Source organism: Thiohalobacter sp. IOR34, assembly GCF_030406045.1.
Taxonomy (GTDB): domain Bacteria; phylum Pseudomonadota; class Gammaproteobacteria; order Thiohalobacterales; family Thiohalobacteraceae.
On the sequence record NZ_CP128988.1, the window covers coordinates 94,368 to 112,642 of the forward strand.

The window sequence follows — 18,275 nt, forward strand, 5'->3', positions numbered from 1 at the left end:
TGCCGCCGTGCCCCGTAGGAGCGGCCTCCAGGCCGCGATTGCCGGGTTAATACAGACGCCTAACCCTACGCTTGGGTAAAGATTTTCCGGCCGGGTTCGATACAGGCGGGTGAGGGACCAAAATGTGACGGAGTTGGACTTTCCGAAAAGAACCCTGAGATAACGAGACGGGAAGGTAATCATGTTTGGTACAGCGTTTTTTACCCATGGCGGGAAACGGCAGGCAGAGCAGCAGCAACGAATCGACGAACTCCAGGAAGAGATAACCCGGCTCAAGGCGGAGCTCGAGGGTGCCGAGGCGCAGCGCGATGCGGCCCTGGCGCAGGTGGCAGAGGCCGAGCAGCAGAGCCGTCTGAGTGCGGGTCTGTTCCAGAATTTCAGTTTCTTCGGCGATTCCCTGCTCAAGCTGCAGGCGACCCTGGCGCGCCTGGCGGAGACCCTGCGCTCAGAGCGCGACTCTGCAGTCGAGGCCGCCCGGGTGTCGGTGGAGGCGCGCCAGGGGACGGACAGCCTGGTCGGCAATCTGCGCATCGTCACCGACAGCGTGAACGATGCCGTGGGCCACGTCGACAGCCTCAGCCAGCGCGCCGGGGCGATCGGCAACATCGTCAATCTGATCAACGAGATCTCCGACCAGACCAACCTGCTGGCGCTGAATGCGGCCATCGAGGCGGCACGTGCCGGTGAACATGGGCGCGGTTTCGCGGTGGTCGCCGACGAGGTGCGCAACCTGTCGATGCGTACCAACAACGCCACCCAGGAGATCGCCGGCGAGATCAGCAAGATCCAGGAGGAGACCACCGAGACCCAGGCCAAGATGCAGCAGATGTCGGCCGATTCCGCCGAGCTGAGTGCGGTCGGCAACCGTTCCAGCCAGGCCATGAGTGAGGTGTTGTCGCTGTCCCAGCGCATGGAGGGTGCCATCTCGGCCGGTGCCCTGCGCAGCTTCGTGGAGCTGGCCAAGACCGACCACCTGATCTACAAGTTCGAGATCTACAAGATCCTCATGGGGATCTCATCCAAGCGCATCGAGGATTTCGTCGACCACACCCAGTGCCGTCTCGGCAAGTGGTACTACGATGGCGAGGGCAAGGGCTGCTTCTCCCAGTTGCCCGGCTATGCCGATATGGAAGTGCCGCACCATCGCGTCCATCACAGTGGAACCGAGGCCCTGAGCCGTTTCGCCGAGGGGGATATCGAAGGCGCGCTGGCAGCGCTGCAGGCGATGGAGGATGCCAGCATGGAAGTGCTGGACTGTCTGGAGACCATGGCCGCCAGTGCCGAGGGCGACAACAGCCTGCTTTGCCGCGCTGGATGATGTTATAGCCACGAAACCCCACGAAAAGATGTTTGGGTCTGGTCCGGCGCGAAGCGCCGGCCAGAAAACAATAGTCCTTTTCGTGGGTTTCGCGGCTAGCTAGATCCCGAGTTCGTCCCAGAGGGCGTCGACGCGGCGCCTGACCTCTTCGCTCATGCGGATGGGCCGGCCCCATTCGCGGTCGGTCTCGCCCTTCATCTTGTTGGTGGCGTCGAAGCCGATCTTGCCGCCGAGGCCGGAGACCGGCGAGGCGAAGTCCAGGTAGTCGATGGGGGTGTTGTCGATCAGCGTGGTGTCGCGCACCGGGTCCATGCGCGTGGTCATGGCCCAGATCACGTCCTTCCAGTCGCGGATGTTCACATCGTCGTCGGTGACGATGACGAACTTGGTGTACATGAACTGGCGCAGGAAGGACCAGACGCCGAACATCACCCGCTTGGCATGGCCCGGGTACTGCTTTTTCATGCTGACGATGGCCAGGCGGTAGGAGCAGCCCTCCGGCGGCAGGTAGAAATCCGTGATCTCCGGGAACTGCTTCTGCAGCAGGGGCACGAAGACCTCGTTCAGGGCCACGCCGAGGATGGCCGGTTCGTCCGGCGGCCGGCCGGTGTAGGTGCTGTGATAGATGGGGTCGCGGCGGTGGGTGATGCGTTCGATGGTGAACACCGGGAAGCGCTCCACCTCGTTGTAGTAGCCGGTGTGGTCGCCGAAGGGGCCCTCGTCGGCCTCCTCGCCCGGTTCGATGAAACCCTCCAGCACGATCTCGGCGCTGGCCGGCACCTGCAGATCGTGGGCCCGGCATTTCACCAGTTCGGTCCTGGCGCCACGTAAAAGCCCCGCGAAGGCGTATTCGGAGAGCGCGTCCGGCACCGGGGTGACGGCGGCGAGGATGGTGGCCGGGTCGGCGCCCAGTGCCACGGCCACCGGGAAGGGTTCGCCCGGCCGGGCTTCGCACCATTCGCGGAAGTCGAGCGCCCCGCCGCGGTGTGCCAGCCAGCGCATGATGACCTTGTTGCGGCCGATCACCTGCTGGCGGTAGATGCCCAGGTTCTGCCGTTCCTTGTTGGGACCCTTGGTGGCTACCAGCGCCCAGGTGATGAGCGGCCCGGCATCGCCCGGCCAGCAGGTCTGCACCGGGATCTTCGACAGATCGACGTCGTCGGCCTCGATGACCACTTCCTGGCAGGATGCGCCGCGCACCACCCTGGGGGCCATGTCCAGCACCTTTTTGAACTTGGGCAGCTTGGCCCAGGCGTCCTTCATGCCCTTGGGCGGCTCCGGCTCCTTGAGGAAGGCGAGCAGCTTGCCGACCTCGCGCAGCGCCTCCACCGAATCCTCGCCCATGCCCAGCGCCACCCGCCGCGGGGTGCCGAACAGGTTGCCGAGCACCGGCATGTCGTGGCCCTTGGGATTCTCGAACAACAGGGCGGGACCTCCCGCGCGCAGGGTGCGGTCGCAGACCTCGGTCATCTCCAGGCAGGGGTCGACCTCGGCGCGGATGCGCTTCAGCTCGCCCATCTGTTCGAGCTGGGCGATGAAGTCGCGAAGATCCTTGTATTTCATGGTCTCACCTGTTCTGAGGCCACGAAACCCACGAAAAGGATCTGAGTTTCACGGCGCCGCGCGGAGCGCGTGCGCCGACGCATCATCTTTTCGTGGGTTTTGTGGGTTTCGTGGCTATCCATGTCAGGCCGCCAGGCCCGTGTGGCGCAGCAGCGCGTCGATGGTCGGTTCGCGGCCACGGAAGTCGATGAAGAGTTCCATGGGGTCGCGTGAGCCGCCCTGCTCCAGGATGCGGGTCAGAAAGCGCCGGCCGGTCTCGCGGTCGAAGATGCCGGCCTCCTCGAAGGCGGCGAAGGCGTCCGCCGAGAGCACCTCGGCCCACTTGTAGCTGTAGTAGCCCGCGGCGTAGCCGCCGGCGAAGATGTGGGCGAAGCTGTGCGGGAAGCGGTTGAACGAGGGCGGCTGCATCACCGCTACCTGCTCCCGCACCTCCTTCAGGATCTCGTAGATGCGTCCGCCCTTCTCCGGGTCGTATTCCAGGTGCAGGCGGAAGTCGAAGATGGCGAACTCGAGCTGACGCACCATCTGCATGGCGGACTGGAAGTTGCGGGCCGCGGTCATGCGCCGGAACATCTCCTCGGGCAGCGCCTCGCCGGACTGGTAGTGGCCGGCGATGAGGTCCAGTGCCTCCCGTTCCCAGCACCAGTTCTCCATGAACTGGCTGGGCAGTTCCACGGCGTCCCAGGCGACGCCGGAGATGCCGGAGACGCCGGCGTAGTCGACCTGGGTCAGCATGTGGTGCAGGCCGTGGCCGAATTCATGGAACAGGGTGATGACCTCGTCGTGGGTGAAGAGTGCCGGGTCGTCGCCGATCGGCGGTGAGAAGTTGCAGGTGAGGTAGGCGACCGGGGTCTGCAGGCCATCGCGGGTGATGCGCCGCGAGACGCACTCGTCCATCCAGGCGCCGCCGCGCTTCTGCGGCCGGGCGTAGAGATCGAGGTAGAACTGGCCGCGCAGCTCGCCGCGCTCGTCGCGGATTTCGAAGAAGCGTACGTCCGGATGCCAGACGTCGATGCCCTGATGCTCCTCGATCTGCAGGCCGTAGAGGCGTTCCACTACCGCGAACATGCCGGGCAGCACCCGCGTCTCCGGGAACCAGGGTTTCAGTTCTTCCTGGGAGATGGCGTACTTGTGCTGGCGCAGCTTCTCCGAGTAGTAGGCGACGTCCCAGGCCTCGATCTCCTTCACTCCGAATTGATCGCGGGCGAAGTTGCGTACCTCCTCCAGTTCCTCGCGTGCCCGCTCCAGGGAGCGTTTCGCCAGGTCGTTGAGGAAACTGAGCACCTGTTCCGGGGAGCGCGCCATCTTGGTGGCCAGCGAGCGCTCGGCGTAGTTGGCGAAGCCGAGCAGCCGCGCTGCCTCGTGGCGCAGGGCGAGGATCTCCTCCATCACCGGACCGTTGTCCCAGCGGCCGGCGTGGGGGCCCTCGTCCGAGGCGCGGGTGACATAGGCGGTGTACAGCTCACGCCGCAGCTCACGGTCGTCGGCATAGCTCAGCACCGGATGATAGGAGGGAAATTCCAGGTTGAACAGCCAGCCCTCCAGGCCCTCGCGCTCGGCCATCTGTCGTGCCAGGGAGATCGCCGATTCCGGCAGGCCGGCCAGCTGCGATTCGTCCGTCACCAGCTTTTGCCAGGCGTTGGTGGCGTCCAGCAGGTTCTCCTCGAACCTGGCGGTCAGCGAGGACAGCTCCTGCATGATCGTCTTGTAGCGCTCGCGCTGCTCGGCCGGCAGGGCGACGCCGGAGAGCTTGAAGTCGCGCAGCGCGTTGTCGATCACCTTGCGCTGTGCCGGGTCGAGTGCCTCGGCGGCCGGACCTTCGGCGATCGCCCGGTAGGCGCGGTAAAGGGCCTCGTTCTGGCCCATCTCGGTGCCGTACTCGGACAGCCTCGGCAAGCAGGTGTTGTAGGCGCTGCGCAGTGCCTCGCTGTTGACCACCGAGTTCATGTGGCTGACCGGCGACCAGGCGCGCGACAGCCGGTCCTCCACGTCCTCGATGGGCTGGATCAGGTTGTCCCAGGTATAGTCGCCGCCGGCCTCCAGCAACCGCGCCACCGTCTCCCGGCATTCCTCGAGCAGGGCCTCGATGGCGGGCTCGACGTGTTCGGGGCGGATCTTGGAGAAGGGCGGCAGGCCCTTGAGATCGAGCAGCGGGTTGGTCATCTGGGATCTGGCCTCGGTGTGGATGAAGGGGATCATTATATCGCCACGAAATCCGCGAAACCCACGAAAAAAACGCATAGCCACGAAACCCACTAAACCCACGAAAAAGGGGCAGGCTTTACAGCGACGCGCGGAGCGCGTGGGCCACAATATTAACCCGGCAACCAAATATGCCGTGTTCAGGGCTTCAGGCCTGTTCCGGGACAAGGCGCGGCCCGCCGGCAAGGGTCGGTCTCCTTGTCAAGGGCCGGAACGCCGGACCGGGACAGGCCTGAAGCCCCGGTCATTCCATGATTCAATGGGTTCGGCCGTCGTGTGCCTGCCTGCGGACGGCGTTATCGAACCTTGCCGTAGGAATGCTACGGCGGCGTTTCGATGCCTTGCCGCAGGCAGGCACACGGCGGCTGAACACGGCATATTTGGTTGTCGGGTTAATAACCATTTTGGTGGGTTTCGTGGATTTCATGGCCATCCCGAAAGCGCGGTTGTTCAGGACGTGCGGGGTCGGGTATGCTCCCGGCGCATGGCAGACAAACACTATGACCTGATCGCCATCGGCGCCGGCAGCGGCGGCCTGTCGGTGGCCGAGCGCGCGGCGCGTTACGGCAAGCGCTGCGCGGTGATCGAGCGCGGCCCGCTGGGCGGCACCTGCGTCAACGTCGGCTGCGTGCCGAAGAAGGTGATGTGGTTCGCGGCCAACCTCGCCCACAGCCTTGGCGATGCCGCCGGCTACGGCTTCGACATCGAGCTGCGTGGTTTCTCGTGGGAGCGGCTGAAGGCCGCCCGTGATGCCTATGTGCAGGGCATCAACGACTGGTATCACAGCTACCTGGCGGATTCCGGGATCGATCTCATCCAGGGCGAGGCGCGCTTTGTCGATGCCCGCACCCTGGAGGTCGGTGGCGAGCGCTACACGGCCGATCACGTCTGCATTGCGGTGGGTGGCTATCCGGCGGTGCCCGACGTGCCCGGTGCCGAGCTGGGCATCACCTCCGACGGTTTCTTTGCCCTGGAGAGCCAGCCGCGGCGGGTGGCGGTGGTCGGCTCGGGCTACATCGCCGTGGAGCTGGCCGGGGTGCTGAAGGCGCTCGGCTCGGACGTCACCCTGCTGCTGCGCCGCGAGCACCTGTTGCGCGACTTCGACGCCATGCTGCGTGAGGCGCTGATGGAGGAGATGCTGAACGACGGCATCGGCATCCTCTCCGGCACCCAGGTGGCGGCGGTCAGCCGCTGTGACAACGGCGAATTGTGCATCGAGTGCGACAACGGCCAGCGCCTGGAGGGCTTCGATGCCCTGATCTGGGCCATCGGCCGCAAGCCGGCGACGGCCGGGCTGGGGCTGGATGCGGCCGGGGTGGAGACCGATGCAGAGGGTTACATCCCCAGTGACGAATTCGAGAACACCAATGTGCGGGGCATCAGCGCGCTGGGCGACGTCAACGGCAAGGTGGCGCTGACGCCGGTGGCCATCGCTGCCGCCCGGCGCCTGGCCGACCGCCTCTACGGCGGCATGAGCGGGCGCCGGCTCGACTACGAAAACATCCCTTCCGTGGTGTTCAGCCATCCGCCGATCGGCACCGTGGGCCTGACCGAGGCCGAGGCCCGCGAGCGGCACGGCGATGCGGTCAAGGTCTACAGCACCCGCTTTACCGCCATGTACCATGCCCTGAGCGAGCACAAGCGCCAGACCGCCATGAAGCTGGTCACCGTGGGTGCGCAGGAAAAGGTGGTCGGCTGTCACATCATCGGCATGGGCGCCGACGAGATGCTGCAGGGCTTTGCCGTCGCCGTCCGCATGGGGGCCAGCAAGCGTGACCTGGACGATACCGTGGCCCTGCATCCGACCAGCGCCGAGGAGCTGGTAACCCTGCGCTGAGCAGGTGGTCCACTGCCCGGGATCTGGAGTTTGTTGGGAACCGGCATGAGCATCCGAGACTTTGACGGCCACACACCCCGCATCGATGCCAGCGCCTTCGTGGACGAGACCGCCCTGGTGATCGGCGATGTGGAGATCGGTGCCGACAGTTCGCTCTGGCCCATGGTGGTGGCGCGGGGCGACATCCATCGCATCAGGATCGGCGCGCGCAGCAATATCCAGGATGGCAGCGTGATCCATGTCACCCACGACAGCGACCACGTCCCCGGTGGACACCCGGTGGTGATCGGCGATGGTGTCACCGTCGGTCATCAGGTCACCCTGCATGGCTGCACCATCGAGGACGACTGCCTGATCGGCATGGGTTCCCTGGTGCTCGATGGCGCGCGGATCGAGCGCGGCACCCTGCTCGGCGCCGGCTCGCTGGTCTCGCCCGGCAAGGTGCTGGAGGGCGGTTACCTCTGGCTGGGGCGCCCGGCCAAGCGTATCCGCCCGCTGACGGCCGAGGAGCGGGGCTATCTCGGTTACTCCGCCGATCACTACGTGCGTCTCAAGGAGCGGCACCGCCGCGGCTGAGCGGTCGCGCGAGTCAATCTTCTGGCGCTGGGCGGGGCTTTGGCTTACACTTGAGTCGAGCGTGACAAAAAGGACTCAGACCAGGGAATCTTCCGGCGGCTTGCGAGTCGGAACAGGTGACGACCACTGCGTTTGAGTGAGAAGAACCATGATGCTCTATCTGGGAAATCTGCCGAGGGCCGCCTCGGAACAGCGCCTGGCCCGCCTGATGCATCTGCCCCGCGGTGCCCTGAACCGGCTGCGGATCATCAAGAAGCCCGGTCGTGATGGTGACACCATCCGTTATGGGCTGCTCTACGTGGACTCGGAAGCCGAGGCGAAGCGGCTGCGGGTCCGCAGCCGCGGCCTGCAGCTCGATGGTCAGCCGGTCGAGGTGCGGGAATTCCAGAAGCGGGTGGCCAGCAACGAGCGCCGCGCCCTGGACTGGCGCAGCCGGCCCTGGCCGCACAAGGAACGTCGCCTGCGCGAGCGCCGCCGGCCGAACTGAGCCGGTTCAGTCCCCTTTCCGCAGCGCCTCGATCACCGGCGCGGTGTCCGGTCGCACCCCGCGCCAGATATGGAAGGATTCCGCCGCCTGCTCCACCAACATCCCCAGCCCGTCACGGGCGCAGCCTGCACCCTGCGCCACGGCCCAGCGTACGAAGGCCGTCGGCTCACGGCCATACATCATGTCGTAGCAGCAGCTCTCTGCTTTTACTGTCTCCGCCGGAATCGGTGGCACCTCGCCGCTGAGGCCGGCGGCGGTGGCGTTGATCAGGAGATCGAATGGGCGCCGGGGAATGGCGTCCAGGGCACAGCCGCGCACCGGGCCGAGGTCGCGGAAGTGCGCTTCCAGCTCCAGGGCCCGTGCCGCTGTGCGGTTGGCGATCAGCAGCTCGGCCGGCGCCTGTTCCAGCAGGGGGGCGAGGACGCCGCGGGCCGCGCCTCCGGCGCCGATCAGCAGGATGCGGCTGCCGGCCAGTTGCAGGTCCAGGTTGCGGGTCAGGTCGCGGACCAGGCCGATACCATCGGTGTTGTCGCCGCAGAGGCGGTCCTCAGGGTCCCAGTAGAGGGTGTTGACGGCGCCGGCCCGCTCGGCGCGTTCGCTGCGCCTCTCGGCCAGCGCCCAGGCCTCCTGCTTGAAGGGTACGGTGACGTTCAGGCCCTGGCCGCCGGCGGCGCGAAACTCGGCCACGGCCTCGGCGAAGCGGCCCGGCTCGACGCAGATCGCCTCGTAGCGGATCGCCTCGCCGGTCTGCTCGGCGAACAGGCGGTGGATGCGCGGCGACAGGCTGTGGGCGATGGGATTGCCCATCACCGCATAGCGGTCGAGGGTCATCCGCCAAACACCGCCTTGAGCAGATAGAAGAAGACGATGGCCAGGATGGCGCCGGCCGGCAGGGTGATGATCCAGGACAGGAAGATGGTGCGTACCACGTCCATGTTCAGCGCCGCGATGCCGCGCGCAAGACCGACGCCGAGCACCGCGCCGACCAGGGTGTGGGTGGTGGAGATCGGCAGCCCGGTGCCGGAGGCCAGCACCACGGTGGTGGCGGCGGCCAGGGTGGCGGCGAAACCGCGGCTGGGGGTGAGTTCGGTGATGCCGCTGCCGACGGTGGCGATGACCTTGTGGCCGTAGGTGAACAGGCCGACCACGATGCCGGTGCCACCGAGGATCAGGATCCAGGCCGGCATGGCGGTCTTGTGTGCCACCTGGCCGCCGCTCTCGACGATGCCGACCACGGCGGCCAGCGGGCCGACGGCGTTGGCGACGTCGTTGGAGCCATGGGCGAAGGCCATGGCGCAGGCGGTGACCATCATCAGCACGCCGAACACCCGTTCCACGTTGGCGAAGTGGAAGTCGGTGTCGGCCAGGGGGTCGAACTTGATGCGGGCGATGGCGAAGACGCCGAAGGCCATGCTGGCCGCGCCGACGGCGGCAGCGATGCCATAGTTCTCCAGTGGTTCCAGCTCCAGGCCGATGTGCTTGAGGCCCTTGAACAGGGTGACCAGGGCGATGATGAAGCCGACCAGGAACATGTAGTAGGGCACCCAGCGCTTGGCGGCCACGAAGGGTTGGCGGCTGTTGAGGATCAGGAACTGCACGCTGCGGAACAGCCAGTAGGAGATGATCCCCGCCAGGGCCGGCGAGACCACCCAGCTCATGACGATCTTGCCCACCTTGTCCCAGTGCACGGCATCCATGCCGATTCCCACTGCGGCGAAACCGACGATGGCGCCGACGATGGAATGGGTGGTGGATACCGGCCAGCCGAAACGGGACGCGACCAGCAGCCAGATGCCGGCGGCCAGCAGCGCCGCCAGCATGCCGAAGATCAGCAGTTCGGGGGTGGCGCTCAGCAGGTCGGCATCGACGATCCCCTTGCGGATGGTCTTGGTGACCTGTCCGCCGGCCAGGTAGGCGCCGGCGAATTCGAAGATGGCGGCGACGATCACCGCCTGGCGGATGGTCAGCGCCTTGGAGCCGACCGAGGTGCCCATGGCGTTGGCGACGTCGTTGGCGCCGACGCCCCAGGCCATGAACAGGCCGAAGATGCAGGCCAGAACGATATAGCTGGTACCGAAATCCATAGAACGTGTCGTGTCCGCTGTCAGGGGGTTAACGGGCGAGCATCAGCTCCAGACGGCTGCCGACGCGCTGGGCGCGGTCGGCCAGGTCGCCGATCCAGTCGATGATGCGGTACAGAAACATGACCTCGATCGGTGGCAGTTCCTTCTCGCGCTCGAACAGGGCGGCGCGGATCTCCACCTGCATGCGGTCGGTGTCACTCTCGATCTCGTCGAGCTTCTTGATCATGGATTCCACCAGTTCCACCTCGCCGCCGCGGAAGCCGGTCTCCACCAGTTCGTCCAGCTCGTTGATGGCGGTCTGGGCCTGTACCGCGGCATCGATGGAACGGCGCACGAAGGCCATCATCAGCGGACCGATGGGCTCGGGGATCTCCATCCGCCGGCCGAGGATCAGCCCGGCGATGTCCTTGGCGCGGTTGGCGATCTTGTCCTGCATGGTCAGCACTTCGAGGATGTCACGCCGCGATACCGGCATGAACAGGCTGTTGGGCAGGTTGAGGCGCAGCTCGCGCTTGAGCTTGTCGGCCTCCCGTTCCAGTTCGCTGATCCGTTGCTGCTGACGGGCGGCGCCCTCCCAATCCTTGTCCAGGACATGCTGGAAGAAAGGCTCCAGTTCCTTGACGCAGTCGATCACCGCCGCCATCTGCTTCTGCAGCGGGCGGACCGGCGAGGAACTGAACAGGCTGGAGATGGTGGTACGTGCCATGGCGTGGTTCCTGGTGATGTGTAGGGTCGGGTCTCTATTCCTGCAGCCAGACGGCCACCCGCTTGGCGAAGTAGGTGAGGATGCCGTCGGCACCCGCGCGCTTGAAGGCGAGCAGCGATTCGAGGATCACGGCCCGCTCGTCGAGCCAGCCGTTCTGGGCCGCCGCCATCAGCATGGCGTATTCGCCGCTGACCTGGTAGGCATAGGTGGGCACAGCGAAGCGCTCCTTGACCCGGCGGACGATGTCCAGGTAGGGCAGACCCGGCTTGACCATCACCATGTCGGCACCCTCCTCCAGGTCGAGGCCGACCTCCCACAGGGCCTCGTCGCCATTGGCGGGGTCCATCTGGTAGCTGTACTTGTTGCCGCTAGCGAGGTTGGCGGCCGAGCCCACCGCGTCGCGGAAGGGGCCGTAGAAGCTGGAGGCGTACTTGGCGGAATAGGCGAGGATGCGGGTGTGGATGTGGCCGGCGGCCTCCAGGGCGTCGCGGATGGCACCGATGCGGCCGTCCATCATGTCCGAGGGCGCGACCACGTCGGCGCCGGCCTCGGCGTGGGACAGGGCCTGCCTGACCAGCACCTCCACCGTCTCGTCGTTGAGCACGTAGCCGCTGTCGTCGATCAGCCCGTCCTGGCCGTGGGTGGTGAAGGGATCCAGCGCCACGTCGGTGATCACGCCGAGCGAGGGGTGTTCGGCCTTCAGCGCCCGCACCGCGCGCTGCGCCAGGCCGTCCGGATTGTAGGCCTCGCGGGCATCCTCGGTCTTCCTGTCGGCCGGGGTCACCGGAAACAGGGCCACCGCCGGTACCCCCAGGGCGACCAGTTCGGCGGCCTCGGCCAGCAGCAGATCGATGCTGACCCGCTCCACCCCGGGCATGGAGGCCACCGCCTCGCACTGGCCCTCGCCCTCGAGGATGAACATGGGATAGATGAGGTCGTCGACCGACAGCCGGGACTCGCGCATCAGGCGTCGGGAAAAGTCGTCGCGGCGCATGCGGCGCATGCGCATGCGGGGGAAACCGCCCCGCCGGGTCTGGTATTCGGCCACCTCTGTGCTCCCAAATCTGAGCCGCTTTCTGGCTGCGCAGTGTACCGCCTCCGCCCGTGATAGGCTACGCGGCAGATCAAGGCGAGGTGAGATCTGCATCATGGCCGGGGTGACCGAGGCAGAGTTCGACTGGCCGCGACTGCTGGCCGCGGGGCGGCCGCTGGCGCTGGAGGCCTGGTATGCGACGCCGCTCGATGCGGCTCGGGCCGCGGCCCTGCAGGAGCTGGCCCGCCGGGGACAGCGCGAGGCGCTGCTGGCCGGGACGGACGGTTTTCCCTGGCGGCTGGCCGAATGGGTCGCGGATTTCTGGCTGGGGCATGATCCGGCCCTCGCTCGGCAGAGCCTGGCCGCCACCGCAACCGATCGGCGCCAGCAGGCCCTGGTCGAGCTGGTGGACGGCCAGCTGCGCGCCAGCCGCCACCTGCAGGGTGCCAGCGAGGCCTTGCGGCGGGGCTTCTCCCTGGCGCTGCCGCTGCTCGAAGCGCGCGCCTATTTCATCCTCCTGCGGCGCCACGAGCTGCTGGCCGAGCTGTCATTCCAGGCGCGCCCGGCGCCGCCCGCCACCCTGGCGGAACTGCTCACCGAGGCCCGGGTCATCCGCGGCCTGCGGCAGGGGTCGCCGCCGGCACGGCCGCCCGCCAGCCACGACGACACCCTGGGCTAGCTAGCCCGCAGGCGCGGTCAGCCGGCCGCGGCAAATGGGGCCGGGCGATGCCCGCCCAATCGCGGCCTGGAGGCCGCTCCTACGGGGCATGGCGGCACCCTGGTAGGAGCGGCCTCCAGGCCGCGATCCCCGGCGTGTCCAGGCACGCCATCATCCGGGCTAAAGGCGATGCCCGGAGCGGACGCTACTCCCGGATAGGTGGCCCGTGTCGGGGCGCAGAACAGAAGAATCCGGGAGGCAGCATGCAGCAGAACACAGGGACAGCCGTCGTCAGCCGTGCCGGGAGGCATTTCATCTGGTTGGCGGGCCTGCTGCTGCTCGGCCTGCTGTTCATGCCGCGAGCCGAGGCGGGCCTGGCCCCGGTGGACGTGGTGCGGGCGGCTTCCAGCCAGGTGCTGGAGCGCCTGGAGAGCGAGGGCGATGCCTTGCGCCAGGATCCGCAGCGGCTGTACGAGCTGGTCGATCATGTGCTGGTCGAGCACATGGACTTCCAGCGCATGTCGCGCTGGGTACTGGGCAAGCACTGGAAGCGGGCCACGCCCGAGCAGCGGCAGCGCTTCGTCGAGGAATTCCGCACCCTGCTGGTGCGCACCTACTCATCGGCCCTGCTCGGCTACAGCGGCCAGCAGGTGAAGTTCCTGCCGCTGCGTGCCGCCAACGAACGCCAGGTGACGGTGCGGACCGAGATCGAGCAGCCGGGCGGCCCCTCGGTCCCGGTGCATTACAGCCTCTACAACAGGAACGGCGAGTGGAAGGCCTATGACGTCATCATCGACGGCGTCAGCCTGGTGGCCAACTACCGCGCCACCTTCGGTGCCGAGGTCCGCCGCGGCGGGCTGGAGCAGCTGATCCTGTCGCTGGCCGAGCGCAACCGCCAGTCGCTGGCGGCGAGCAGCCTCTGAGCCGGCCGGCGGCGCCGCTTCGCTTGCACGGCCGGGTCCGCTGCCGCTACCCTGCGGCCCCATGGCCGCCCTGCTTGCGCTCTCCCGGCTGATCGCCAACCAGCTGGCGCCGCTGACCCTGCTCGGGGCGGTCGCCGCCTATCTGCATCCGCCGTTGTTCCTGGTGTTCCGGGAGAGTTTTCTCTGGTTCTTCGCCGCCACCATGTTCGCTCTGGGGGTGGTGCTGGAGCCGCGGGAGCTGCGCGCCACGCTGCGCGAGCCGGGGCGGATCGGCCTCGGCGTGCTGACCCAGTACACGGTGATGCCGCTGCTCGGCCTGGCGGCGGCCCTGTTGATGCCGCTGCCGGATGCCGTGGCGCTCGGCTTCATCATCGTCGCCTGCGCCCCGGGGGCCATGGCCAGCAACGTCATCGTCTATCTGGCGGGCGGTGCGGTGGCCTACTCGGTGAGTCTGACCACGGTGGCCACCCTGCTCTCGCCACTGCTGACTCCGGCGCTGGTCAAGTGGCTGGGCGGGGTCTTCCTGCCCATCCCCTTCTGGCCGATGATGCAGACCATTCTCTGGACGGTGCTGTTGCCGCTGCTGGCCGGTCTGGCGCTGCGGCGCCTGCTGGGGGCGCGGCTGGGCGTGGCGCGGGAGCTGGCGCCGGCCATCGCGGCGCTGGCCATCGTCGTCATCTGCAGCTACGCGGTGGCCGCCAACCAGGGGCGGATCGCCGCCATGGGGCCGCTGGTGATGCTGACCGTGATCGCCGTCAACGGCCTCGGCTATGCGGCCGGCTGGTGGCTGGCGCGGCGCTATGGCTTCGATCGCCGCCACCGGCTGACCCTGGCCATCGAGATCGGCATGCAGAATGCCGGCCTGGGCGTGGCCCTGGCGCTGCGGCACTTCACCCCGGAAACCGCCCTGCCCGGCGCCCTGTTCGCCGTCTGGTGCATCCTCACCGCCGCCGGGGCCAGCGCTTTTCTGCGCCGCCGGGCGGCCGTGATGCCGACGGTTGCTTGACGTTCGCCGCCTGCCGGGGATCCTTCCACCCCGCATGGACCCTCATGTCGTAGCGCCAACCTCTTGAAATAAAAAGCCATCATTGCCGGATTCGGGGGTCTGGCACGTCGCTTGCAACCCATCCGGACAGGCGCAGCGAAACCGGGGCTAAAGGATGTCGGGAATCGGTCGCTAGCCTAAGCAAGAGGACGCGCTGTTGAGTCCACTGTGGCATGAGTCCGGTAGGGCCTGAACCCAAAATTCCGAACCGTGCCTGGCCACTGACGACGTGGTGTGCAGATCCGCATGACGGAACTCCTGAAGCGTCGCGTAGCCTAAAAGGTGAGTACCCAGGTTCAAGCCAGCGGGCTCATGCCACAGTTGACCGAAGCAGTTGGGTCCAAGATCGACTCCTCCGACGCTGAAAAGCGTTTTCACCCCGCCTTTTTCTGGCGGGGTTTTTTTTGCCTGTCTCCAGCTGTGCGACCCTTGCTGTCTATACTCGAAGAGGACGGGTGCCGGCTTCGCTGCGCGGCGCCGGATCGAGAGGGGGCAGAGCATGAAGAAAAGACTTTCCCGGCGCGAGTTCATCAGGCTGTCCGGTTCCGCGATCGCTGTCGGTGCGCTGCCGCAAGGGTCGGACGCCGCCGGCCTGGACAAGGGGCGAACCGGGCCGCTGCTGCGGGTCGATCGTCCCGCCGAGCTGCCCAGGGCCAGGGGGCGGCGGGTCATCGTGGTCGGTGGCGGCTGGGCCGGGCTGACCATGGCCAAGTACCTGCGCAAGGAGGATCCGGAGCTGGATGTGGTGTTGATCGAGAAGCGCGCCCTGTTCATGTCCTGTCCGATCAGCAATCTCTGGCTGGGGGACAAGGTGGCGCTCGAGTTCCTGTGCCACAGCTTCCTGGATGCGGCCAGGAACAACGGCTATCTGTTCCTCAACGCCACCTTGCTGGATCTCGACCGTGAGCGGCGTCGGGTCTATACCGACCAGGGTCATCTGGATTACGACTATCTGGTCCTGGCCCCCGGCATCGACTACGACTATGCCGCCATCGGTGTGACCGATCCGGTGGAGCTGCATTACCTCAAGACCCATTATCCCGCCGGCTTCATGCCCGGTTCGGAACATCTCTCCATCCGCAACAAGCTGGAGAATTTCAGCGGTGGCATCTTTCTCCTCACCGTGCCGGCCGGCAATTACCGCTGCCTCCCCGCCCCCTATGAGCGCGCCTGTCTGATCGCCGCCTATTTCAAACGCAACAAGATCAAGGGCAAGGTGGTACTGCTCGATGCCAACCCGGATGTGACCATCAAGAAGGACGGTTTCCATGCGGCCTTCGACGAACTCTACAAGGGCTATCTCGAATACCTGCCGTCCTTCGATATCCGTCGCGTCGATGCCCGCCGGCGGACCCTGTCGTCGGAATTCGACACCGTCTCGTTCGACGATGCCGCCATTTATCCGCGGGTGCGTGGCGCGCAGTTGATTGAACAGCTAGGGCTGGTTGCTCCCGGGAGTCGTCAGAAAGAGGCCAACATCGATGTGCTGTTCAACAACCTGATCGGTGACCGGCGTGTCTACGTGGTCGGCGACGCCCGGCCCATGCCCTTCTCCAAGAGTGGCAACACGGCCAATTCGGAGGCCAAGATCATCGCCCGGGTGATCGCCAGGCGGGCCCGGGGGGAGGAGGTGACCGAGTGGACCAGTCCGCACACCATCTGTTATTCGATGGTCAACACAGAGCCGCTGGAGGCGATCAGCCTCTATGCCCGCTATGCCTACGACCCGCAGGAGAAGTCTTTCGCCTTCGACCAGGTGCGGGTCTTCGAGAAGCGCTCGGCGGCGCGCGGCCAGGCCACCTTTAGCTGGGCGGAGGGTCTCTACCGGGACATGTTTTCCTGATCAGCCCTGTCGCCCGGCAGGCGTTGCTCAGTCGAGGCGGGGTGGCAGCCGACGGCCGAGCGCCTGTTTCTCGGCCACCCGCTTGCCGCCCAGCACGAATCCCAGCAGTCGCCCCGCCGCGTCACGGAACAGGGCGCGCAGCCCGTCGTCGTCCTCTTCGAGCTGCCATTCACCCACGGCGTCCACGGGCGGTGGTGCCACCACCAGCGGGTAGCTGGGGGTCTTCACCGCCACCGGCATGGCTGGATAGGCCACCGGCGTCGGCTGGCCGGCGAGGGTCCGGGCCAGGGCGCGGGCTCCCTGCATGATGGGCATGACGAAGGGCAGCAGCAGGCCTTCCACCTCGGCACAGTCGCCGATGGCGTAGATGTCGGGCTGGCTGCTGCGCAGCCAGCGGTCGGTGCGGATGCCGCGGCCCACCTCGAGGCCGGCGGCCGCAGCCAGGGTGGTGCGCGGCTTAAGACCGATGGCGGACAGCACCAACCCGGCGTGCAGGCGGCTGCCGTCGGAGAGGCGCAGGGCGTAGCCATCCCCTTCCCGGCTCACCTCCTCGACCGAGACGCCGAGATGCCAGTCCGCCCCGCGTTCGCTGAGCCGCGCCTCAAGGGCGCGTCCCGCCGCCTCCGGAACCAGGCGTCCCAGCGGGTGGCTGCCCAGATCGATCAGGCTCACCTGGTGGCCGCTGGCGAGCAGGTCGTCGGCGAACTCGCAGCCGATCAGCCCGGCACCGATGATGGCGACCCGTCGCCTGCCTTCCAGGGCAGTGCGGAAGCGGGCATAGTCCAGACGGTCGTTGACGGTGAGGATGTCGGCCGCGCCGTCGCCCGCGATCGGCAGACGGATGGAGTCGGCGCCGAGGGCCAGCACCAGCTGGCGATAGGGATGCTCGCCGCGGTTGCTGCGCACCCGCCGCGCGGCCGGCTCGATGGCCTCCACCTGGCAGTGGTCGAGGATCTCGGCGTCCAGCTGCCCGGCCATCCGGGCTGCGCTGCTGATCACCAGCTGCTCGGCTGTCTTGCCCTGGGCCAGGGCGTTGGACAGCATGGGCTTGGAATAGAAGGCGCCGTCGTCGCGGCTGAGGATCTGCAGCGGCGTTTCCTGGTCCAGTTTGCGGAACTCGCGGGCCACCGAGTAGCCCGCCAGTCCGCTGCCGATGATGAGGATGGGTTGCATGATGCCTCACTCGTCCTCGATCATCTCGAAGTCCTCCTTGCCGACCCCGCATTCCGGGCACACCCAGTCGTCGGGGATGTCCTCCCAGCGGGTGCCGGGCGCGATGCCTTCCTGGGGAAGGCCCGCGGCCTCGTCATAGATGAAGCCGCAGACGATGCATTGCCATTTCTTCATGTCGATCTCTCCGTTTCTGTTCAGTAAATTCGATACGGTTCAGGATGGCGTCTCAGCGCCTGACCTGGTCCAGTGCCTCGCGGTAGTGGCGGGCGTGGCGCTGCTCGACCTTGGTCAGTGCGGCGAAGCGCTTGGCGGCCTTGGCCAGCATGGTCTGGAAGCGTTCCGCGTGTTCGCGTGATTCCTCGATCTGGGCGTCGAACTCGCGCACCGCGTCCTCGCGCTGTTCCTGTTCGGCGAGGTGCCGGAAGCTCGGGTACATCTCGGTGTACTCGTGGGTCTCGCCGGCAATGGCCAGTTCCAGGCAGCGTGCCGGATCGAGCTCGCTCGGTGGGTAGAGCAGATCCATGTGGCCGAAGGCATGCTGCACCTCCTGCGCGGCGGTGGCCTCGAAGATGGCTGCCGTTTCCTCGTCACCCTGGGCGCGGCAGATGCGCGCGAAGTACAGGTATTTGATATGGGCCATGGACTCGCCGGCCAGTGCGGCTTCCAGGTTCTTGACGGTGATGGATTCAGGGTTGCTGTCGTTCATCTCGGTTTCTCCCGTGGCTGTTCGCTGTTGACGGGATACAGCTTAAGTCCCTGCATATGATTGGTCTAATTGATTATTTAAATTATATTGATAGCTATTAGCTATCATCAGGGCCGGCCGC

General features: G+C 66.6%; 17 protein-coding genes. 8 read left to right on the plus strand and 9 right to left on the minus strand.

All coding sequences use genetic code 11. The features are described 5' to 3' along the window. Positions 1-181 precede the first annotated feature (181 nt). Positions 182-1,318 (plus strand): methyl-accepting chemotaxis protein, encoded by a 1,137-nt coding sequence (locus QVG61_RS00475; RefSeq protein WP_289931332.1) that lies wholly within the window; start codon positions 182-184, stop codon positions 1,316-1,318. A 99-nt stretch (positions 1,319-1,417) separates the two neighbouring features. Here the strand turns inward: QVG61_RS00475 and ubiD are convergent, their stop codons facing one another. Continuing rightward, the gene (gene ubiD, locus QVG61_RS00480; protein WP_289931333.1) at positions 1,418-2,881 is read right to left on the minus strand and encodes a 4-hydroxy-3-polyprenylbenzoate decarboxylase; all 1,464 of its coding nucleotides are present in this window, start codon (positions 2,879-2,881) and stop codon (positions 1,418-1,420) included. A gap of 123 nt (positions 2,882-3,004) precedes the next feature. Further along, positions 3,005-5,044 (minus strand): oligopeptidase A, encoded by a 2,040-nt coding sequence (gene prlC, locus QVG61_RS00485; protein WP_289932796.1) that lies wholly within the window; start codon positions 5,042-5,044, stop codon positions 3,005-3,007. Positions 5,045-5,567: 523 nt separating this feature from the next. Here prlC and gorA point away from each other — a divergent pair. From gorA to QVG61_RS00500, 3 genes are all read left to right on the plus strand, one after another. Continuing rightward, complete coding sequence (gorA, locus tag QVG61_RS00490; protein ID WP_289931334.1) at positions 5,568-6,920, plus strand: glutathione-disulfide reductase; 1,353 nt, start codon at positions 5,568-5,570, stop codon at positions 6,918-6,920. Positions 6,921-6,965: 45 nt separating this feature from the next. Continuing rightward, entirely contained in the window at positions 6,966-7,496 is a 531-nt protein-coding gene (locus tag QVG61_RS00495; protein WP_289931335.1) for a gamma carbonic anhydrase family protein, read from the plus strand. A gap of 148 nt (positions 7,497-7,644) precedes the next feature. Further along, positions 7,645-7,983 carry an RNA-binding protein gene (locus tag QVG61_RS00500; protein ID WP_289931336.1) on the plus strand — a complete coding sequence of 113 codons (339 nt, stop codon included), beginning with the start codon at positions 7,645-7,647 and terminating at the stop codon, positions 7,981-7,983. Positions 7,984-7,989: 6 nt separating this feature from the next. On the opposite strand, the gene aroE is transcribed toward QVG61_RS00500, so the two are convergent. The 4 genes from aroE to hemB are packed head-to-tail and all read right to left on the minus strand — an operon-like array spanning position 7,990 to position 11,782. Further along, the gene (aroE, locus tag QVG61_RS00505) at positions 7,990-8,814 is read right to left on the minus strand and encodes a shikimate dehydrogenase (protein WP_289931337.1); all 825 of its coding nucleotides are present in this window, start codon (positions 8,812-8,814) and stop codon (positions 7,990-7,992) included. Continuing rightward, positions 8,811-10,067, minus strand: a complete 1,257-nt coding sequence (locus tag QVG61_RS00510; RefSeq protein WP_289931338.1) for an inorganic phosphate transporter — start codon at positions 10,065-10,067, stop codon at positions 8,811-8,813. The genes aroE and QVG61_RS00510 overlap by 4 nt, the downstream gene beginning before the upstream one ends. Before the next feature lie 28 nt (positions 10,068-10,095). Then, a complete protein-coding gene (locus QVG61_RS00515; RefSeq protein WP_289931339.1) occupies positions 10,096-10,773 on the minus strand; it encodes a TIGR00153 family protein in 678 nt (225 codons plus the stop codon). A gap of 34 nt (positions 10,774-10,807) precedes the next feature. Continuing rightward, positions 10,808-11,782 (minus strand): porphobilinogen synthase, encoded by a 975-nt coding sequence (hemB, locus tag QVG61_RS00520; RefSeq protein ID WP_289932797.1) that lies wholly within the window; start codon positions 11,780-11,782, stop codon positions 10,808-10,810. A 139-nt stretch (positions 11,783-11,921) separates the two neighbouring features. Here hemB and QVG61_RS00525 point away from each other — a divergent pair, with 139 nt between their 5' ends. The 4 genes from QVG61_RS00525 to QVG61_RS00540 all read left to right on the plus strand — a co-directional run bounded on the left by QVG61_RS00525 (position 11,922) and on the right by QVG61_RS00540 (position 16,275). After that, positions 11,922-12,485: a hypothetical protein gene (locus QVG61_RS00525; RefSeq protein WP_289931340.1), complete on the plus strand. Its 564-nt coding sequence runs from the start codon at positions 11,922-11,924 to the stop codon at positions 12,483-12,485. Between the two features lie 242 nt (positions 12,486-12,727). Further along, complete coding sequence (locus tag QVG61_RS00530; protein ID WP_289931341.1) at positions 12,728-13,387, plus strand: ABC transporter substrate-binding protein; 660 nt, start codon at positions 12,728-12,730, stop codon at positions 13,385-13,387. A 61-nt stretch (positions 13,388-13,448) separates the two neighbouring features. After that, positions 13,449-14,393 (plus strand): bile acid:sodium symporter family protein, encoded by a 945-nt coding sequence (locus QVG61_RS00535; RefSeq protein WP_289931342.1) that lies wholly within the window; start codon positions 13,449-13,451, stop codon positions 14,391-14,393. Between the two features lie 538 nt (positions 14,394-14,931). Further along, on the plus strand, positions 14,932-16,275 hold the full coding sequence (locus QVG61_RS00540) for an FAD/NAD(P)-binding oxidoreductase (RefSeq protein ID WP_289931343.1): 1,344 nt from the start codon (positions 14,932-14,934) through the stop codon (positions 16,273-16,275). A gap of 27 nt (positions 16,276-16,302) precedes the next feature. On the opposite strand, the gene QVG61_RS00545 is transcribed toward QVG61_RS00540, so the two are convergent. Genes QVG61_RS00545 through QVG61_RS00555 form a run of 3 tightly spaced genes read right to left on the minus strand, consistent with a single transcriptional unit; the run spans position 16,303 to position 18,154 of the window. Next, entirely contained in the window at positions 16,303-17,448 is a 1,146-nt protein-coding gene (locus QVG61_RS00545; protein WP_289931344.1) for an FAD-dependent oxidoreductase, read from the minus strand. 6 nt (positions 17,449-17,454) lie between these two features. Then, the gene (gene rubA / locus QVG61_RS00550) at positions 17,455-17,622 is read right to left on the minus strand and encodes a rubredoxin RubA (protein WP_289931345.1); all 168 of its coding nucleotides are present in this window, start codon (positions 17,620-17,622) and stop codon (positions 17,455-17,457) included. A gap of 52 nt (positions 17,623-17,674) precedes the next feature. Then, the gene (locus tag QVG61_RS00555) at positions 17,675-18,154 is read right to left on the minus strand and encodes a rubrerythrin family protein (protein WP_289931346.1); all 480 of its coding nucleotides are present in this window, start codon (positions 18,152-18,154) and stop codon (positions 17,675-17,677) included. Positions 18,155-18,275: the final 121 nt, after the last annotated feature.

Bases quoted from the DNA above. Each gene is read 5' to 3' on its own strand.
- QVG61_RS00475 (WP_289931332.1), top strand. From the start codon at position 182: ATGTTTGGTACAGCGTTTTTTACCCATGGCGGGAAACGGCAGGCAGAG.
- ubiD (WP_289931333.1), bottom strand. From the start codon at position 2,881: ATGAAATACAAGGATCTTCGCGACTTCATCGCCCAGCTCGAACAGATG.
- prlC (WP_289932796.1), bottom strand. From the start codon at position 5,044: ATGACCAACCCGCTGCTCGATCTCAAGGGCCTGCCGCCCTTCTCCAAG.
- gorA (WP_289931334.1), top strand. From the start codon at position 5,568: ATGGCAGACAAACACTATGACCTGATCGCCATCGGCGCCGGCAGCGGC.
- QVG61_RS00495 (WP_289931335.1), top strand. From the start codon at position 6,966: ATGAGCATCCGAGACTTTGACGGCCACACACCCCGCATCGATGCCAGC.
- QVG61_RS00500 (WP_289931336.1), top strand. From the start codon at position 7,645: ATGATGCTCTATCTGGGAAATCTGCCGAGGGCCGCCTCGGAACAGCGC.
- aroE (WP_289931337.1), bottom strand. From the start codon at position 8,814: ATGACCCTCGACCGCTATGCGGTGATGGGCAATCCCATCGCCCACAGC.
- QVG61_RS00510 (WP_289931338.1), bottom strand. From the start codon at position 10,067: ATGGATTTCGGTACCAGCTATATCGTTCTGGCCTGCATCTTCGGCCTG.
- QVG61_RS00515 (WP_289931339.1), bottom strand. From the start codon at position 10,773: ATGGCACGTACCACCATCTCCAGCCTGTTCAGTTCCTCGCCGGTCCGC.
- hemB (WP_289932797.1), bottom strand. From the start codon at position 11,782: ATGCGCATGCGCCGCATGCGCCGCGACGACTTTTCCCGACGCCTGATG.
- QVG61_RS00525 (WP_289931340.1), top strand. From the start codon at position 11,922: ATGGCCGGGGTGACCGAGGCAGAGTTCGACTGGCCGCGACTGCTGGCC.
- QVG61_RS00530 (WP_289931341.1), top strand. From the start codon at position 12,728: ATGCAGCAGAACACAGGGACAGCCGTCGTCAGCCGTGCCGGGAGGCAT.
- QVG61_RS00535 (WP_289931342.1), top strand. From the start codon at position 13,449: ATGGCCGCCCTGCTTGCGCTCTCCCGGCTGATCGCCAACCAGCTGGCG.
- QVG61_RS00540 (WP_289931343.1), top strand. From the start codon at position 14,932: ATGAAGAAAAGACTTTCCCGGCGCGAGTTCATCAGGCTGTCCGGTTCC.
- QVG61_RS00545 (WP_289931344.1), bottom strand. From the start codon at position 17,448: ATGCAACCCATCCTCATCATCGGCAGCGGACTGGCGGGCTACTCGGTG.
- rubA (WP_289931345.1), bottom strand. From the start codon at position 17,622: ATGAAGAAATGGCAATGCATCGTCTGCGGCTTCATCTATGACGAGGCC.
- QVG61_RS00555 (WP_289931346.1), bottom strand. From the start codon at position 18,154: ATGAACGACAGCAACCCTGAATCCATCACCGTCAAGAACCTGGAAGCC.